Below are 4,267 nucleotides of genomic sequence, written 5' to 3'. Positions count from 1 at the left end.
GCAGCACCGTGTACGAGACCCTCGGCAAACTCGTCGCTCGGGGCGCTGCGTTCGAAGTCAAAGTCGAAAGTGACGCGGTCTCGTACGTGCCGCTGGACGTCGACGCGCTGATCGGTCGACTCCGCCGGCAGACGCACTCCACGATCGGCGGTCTCGAACAAGCGCTTCCCCAGATCGGTGCTGCCGTCACTGCGCGAGTGGTGCAGCATCTCAGCGGCCGCGCCGATGTGATCGCCCGTTCGATCGATGTGATCGAAAGTGCGAAGCGGTCGGTCTGGCTGTCGATCTGGCCGGACGAGTCGGTTGAATTCGTGACAGCGGTCGATCAGGCGATCGCGCGGGGCGTCGATTCCTTCACGATTGCGTACGGCGACGTGGGGTCGCTCGCAGGGCGGGTGTACACCCACTCCTACAGCACACCCGACGTCGTGCTCGAACGACTCGGTTGTCGCATGTCGATCGTCATCGCCGACCACGACCAAGCAGTCATCGCTGGCGTTACGGGCGACGACGTCTGGGGTATCTGGAGTGATGACAGGGTGGTGGCGTTGCTCGCCGCCGAACACGTCCGCCACGACATCGCACTGCAACTCACCGCCGAGCACTTGGAGGCGGCCGGGTTCACCGATTTTTGGGCTCGCGATCCCGATCTCGAGGCGCTTCGCGACGCAGCGGCCCTGGGGATCGTCTCGGCTTTTAAAGACAGTTGATGGACCGCAACGTGCAATCTGGAGTAGCGACGACCGAACGAGTCGTCCAAGCATTGTTCGATGCGATTGAGTCGCGAGATCTACGGCGAATTGCCGCGATGCTGTCGGTCGATTGCACCTGGCAAAACGTCCCTCACGAACCGACCAACGGACGCGACGCCGTGGTGGCGATGTTCGCCTCCATCGTGTGTCCGTCCGATCGCGTGCGCTGGTCGATCATCAGCGCTGCGCATGGCGACGGTGTCGCATGGATCGAGCGCACCGACAGTTTCTTGATCGACGACGACGAGCACAACGTGCGCTGCAACGGGGTGTTCCTCGTCGACACGAACACCGAACTGGTCACTGGCGTTCGCGACTATGTCGATCTCGCTGAGTGGCGAGACCGGATCGACGAGATTCTCCGACGCGGCGTGGAGCGATCGGCGGTCGACGTCGTGCAACGGCACCTCGCCGCGGTGGCGCGCCAAGACCCGCTCGGAATGGCTGCTGACTACGCCATCGATGCGGTGCTTATTCGCGGGGAAGACCGACGGACCGGGTGGGCCTCGATTGCCGATTACTTCGACACCATTCCGATTCGGATGTCTGGGCGGGCACTCGTGTTCGACAACGTGATCACGACCGAGCCCGGCTGCGTCGAAGTCTCGTGGACAATGTCATCGAACTCGCAAAGCGCTGAAATGATCGCAAGCGGCACCGACGACTACGTCGTGACCGCAGGGCGAATCGTGCGACAAACGGTCACGTTGGCCACACCCGACTTCTGACAGCGCCTCTTGGCAGGCCCGCAGAAAGTACGGGTCGAACGCCGTCTCACCGAAGCGTCGTCAGTGGACTAGCGACGCTTTGGCGAGATCGGCTACTGTTAATTTTCTTCGAGGGGGGAACTCTCGACTGAGCTAGGGGATAATCATCATGCGAGTTCATAATCGATCCATAACTCGGCGCCTCGTCGCCGGCCTCGCCGTGTGCGGGCTTGCTGTCGCTGCGTGCGGCAGCGACGACGATCCGGGTACGGCACCCACCGAGGAGTCGACCGAGGAGCCGGCCACCGAATCGGTCGACGAGACACCGGTTGGTGGAGACGCCGAAGCCAGAGTCGCAGCGTTCCGCCAACCGCTCAATGAGCTGCCGCTCAGCGCGCCGATTGCGATCGAGCCAGGCACCAAGGTGTTCTACGTGCAGTGCAGCGTTTCTGCGTGCGCCGAGATCGCCGTCGGCCTCGAAGCAGCATCTGTCGCTGCCGGCTGGGACCTCGAAGTGGCGTCCCACCAGGACACGCCTGACACGGTTGCCACCGCATTCGACGCAGCGATCGCCGCACAGCCCGATGTTGTGCTCGCAAGCGGAAACCCGCGCGAATGGTTCGCCTCTCAGCTGGCCACATTGGAAGAGCAAGGAATTCCGCTCGTCACGTGGTCGCTGCCCGAGGGATATGAGCCCGGCGAAGGCATCAGCGTGAACCTCCTCACCGACGACGACTACTACTTCTACGGCGTGCTCATGGCCGACTACGCGGCGGTAACCAGCACGACCAAAGAGGTTCTGTTCGTCGGGCTCCCGACCTTCCCAGTGTTGTCCACCGTGCAGCAAGGTTTCGAAGACGAGATCAGCACGACGTGCCCGGACTGCACGGTCAAGGTGATCGAGGTCGCGGTCACCGACCTTGGCACCAACTTGCCCGGCACCATGGTGTCTGAACTGCAGGCGAACCCAGGCATCGACATGGTGGCCTACGCCTTCGGTGGGATGCTGTTCGGCGTCCCTGAAGCAATCGCGGCCGCCGATCTCGGTGATCAGGCCAAGGCGATTTCACAAGCTGGTGGCCCACTCAACTTCGGGTTCATCACCAGCGGTCAACATCAGGTCGCCGAAGTCGGCATCGCCTCGGAACTGTTGGGCTGGCGTGCTATCGACGCCGCAGCGCGCATTCTGGCTGGCGAAGGTCCCGGCCGCGCCGACACCCCGCCGAACGCAGTGATCAACGGCCACCCCGACATCCTTGCCGGTGGACTGCCACTGCAGATTCTTGAAGCTGACTCGATCGCGGACCCAACAGTGTTGTGGCCCGGTGTGGTTGGTTTCCAGAATCAGTTCGAGACAATCTGGGCCGGCTGATCGCTGCTCGGGTACGGCCACGATGTGTGATGGGATGATGCATCGATGACCGATCTTCTTGTCGACCGGAGCACCACGGATTTGAGTGGTGCTCCGGTCGTTGATATTCGCTCGCTTTCCAAGACCTACCCGGGCCAGGTCGCGCTCGACAGCGCGCGCCTCCAGGTCCGATCAGGCGAGGTCCATGCCCTCGTCGGACAGAACGGCTCGGGCAAGTCGACACTGATCAAACTGCTCGGTGGCTATGTCAAGGCCGACCATGGCAGCGACGTCGACCTCGCCGGCTCGCGTGTCGACCTGTGGCATCTCGCGCAGCAGGACCGTCAGCGGATTCGTATCGTCCATCAAGATCTCGGCCTCGTTCCGACGCTTTCGACCGTCGAGAATCTTGGTCTTGGACGCGGGTATGCCCAGGGTCTCGGAGGCCGCATTTTGTGGCGACACGAGGTGCAGCGCGCACAAGAGTTGCTCTTGCGTTTCGGGCTCGCACCCGATGGGCGTCAACCTGTCGCCACGCTGTCGGCAGCTGAACGCGCCGCCGTGGCGATTGTGCGGGCACTCCAGGATTGGGACGAATCCGGAGATGGTCTGCTCGTGCTTGATGAACCAACAGCGTCGCTGAACCGTGGCGAAGTTGATGCGCTGTTCAGCGAAGTGCGACGGGTTGCACAGCACGGAGCCGGCGTTTTGTTCGTGAGCCACATGCTCGACGAAGTGCTCGAACTGGCCGATCGCGTCACCGTCCTCCGCGATGGAAAAGTCGTTGCCGAAGGCATCGATGTGGCGGATCTCGACGAACGGTCACTGGTCGAACTGATCGTCGGTCGCCCAGTCGAAGATCTCTTTCCGAGCCGTACGCCTGCGCCCGGCCGCCCAGCGCTGGAAGCCGAAATGGTGTCTGGCGTTGTTTTGCGAAATGTGAGCTTCAAGTTGCACGCCGGCGAAGTGCTCGGGTTTGCCGGGCTCGTCGGGTCCGGCCGCGAAGAGATCGCGAACGCAATGTTCGGGGCCACACCGCGCTTCATGGGCAAAGTGCTCATCCACAAGCGCAAAGTGTTCGCTACACCCCGCGATTCCATTCGAGCCGGAGTTGCTCTCGTTCCTGCTGAGCGAAAGACTGTCGGCCTGGATATGCAGGAGCGGCTGAGCGAACACATCCCACTTCCGCGTCTGGGTCCGGTGCAAGGACGCATTTTGCTCCGGCGGCGAGCGGTGAACGAGGTTGCTCGTGAATGGGCCGAACGGCTCGACGTGCAGCCCCCGATTTTGGAACGCCGCATGGAGAAGTTCAGCGGCGGGAATCAGCAGAAGGCAGTGCTCGCACGATGGCTGCGAACCGACCCGAGAGTACTCCTGCTTGATGAGCCGACGCAGGGCGTCGATGTGGGAGCAAAGGCTGCGATTTATCAGCACGTCGCCGAAGCGGCGGCGGGCGG

Annotated in this window: 4 protein-coding genes; all 4 read left to right on the top strand. The window is 62.6% G+C overall.

Features of this window, described 5'->3' with window-relative positions; all coding sequences use genetic code 11:
- Positions 1-710: TrmB family transcriptional regulator (locus ACH2EI_RS19460; protein ID WP_395161231.1), on the top strand; the 710-nt coding region annotated here is incomplete at its 5' end.
- 11 nt (positions 711-721) lie between these two features.
- Positions 722-1,480 carry a nuclear transport factor 2 family protein gene (locus ACH2EI_RS19455; RefSeq protein ID WP_395155221.1) on the top strand — a complete coding sequence of 253 codons (759 nt, stop codon included), beginning with the start codon at positions 722-724 and terminating at the stop codon, positions 1,478-1,480.
- A 148-nt stretch (positions 1,481-1,628) separates the two neighbouring features.
- Positions 1,629-2,831, top strand: a complete 1,203-nt coding sequence (locus ACH2EI_RS19450) for a sugar ABC transporter substrate-binding protein (RefSeq protein WP_395155220.1) — start codon at positions 1,629-1,631, stop codon at positions 2,829-2,831.
- Positions 2,832-2,876: 45 nt separating this feature from the next.
- Positions 2,877-4,267, top strand: a 1,391-nt coding sequence (locus tag ACH2EI_RS19445; protein WP_395161229.1) for a sugar ABC transporter ATP-binding protein, incomplete at its 3' end; no start/stop codon positions are given.

The sequence above is a fragment of the Ilumatobacter sp. genome (assembly GCF_041688325.1).
In the GTDB taxonomy this organism is placed as follows: domain Bacteria; phylum Actinomycetota; class Acidimicrobiia; order Acidimicrobiales; family Ilumatobacteraceae; genus Ilumatobacter_A.
This window is presented reverse-complemented; position numbering and strand designations above follow the sequence as displayed.

Excerpts from the sequence above, each read along its gene's own strand:
- ACH2EI_RS19450 (WP_395155220.1), top strand. The coding sequence starts at position 1,629 with ATGCGAGTTCATAATCGATCCATAACTCGGCGCCTCGTCGCCGGCCTC.